Origin of the sequence: Psychromonas arctica (assembly GCF_038155225.1) — a bacterium.
GTDB classification, from domain to species: Bacteria; Pseudomonadota; Gammaproteobacteria; order Enterobacterales; family Psychromonadaceae; genus Psychromonas; species Psychromonas arctica_B.
Window position 1 is genome coordinate 1 of sequence record NZ_JBAKBA010000251.1, and the last position, 224, is coordinate 224.

Below are 224 nucleotides of genomic sequence, written 5' to 3' on the forward strand. Positions count from 1 at the left end.
GTCATCCTACAACGCAAGGTTGGGGAAAGATAGGCATTGTTATTCAAACATACAGTAAGCGCGCATTACCTGTATTGGCATGGATAGCTGCTTTAGCAAAGGAACAGGGGGATGTGATCCCTTTACGTTTAGTGAAAGTCGCTTATTGGGATACTGAAATTAAATTATCTCAACAAAATGTTTTTGCAGACTATCCGGTATATACACGTAAAGAAGCAACTGCC

Annotated in this window: 1 protein-coding gene; it reads left to right on the forward strand. The window is 40.6% G+C overall.

Translation table 11 applies throughout. The features are described from left to right. On the forward strand, positions 1-224 hold a 224-nt coding region (locus V6255_RS18455), incomplete at both ends, for a proline dehydrogenase family protein (protein WP_341629429.1).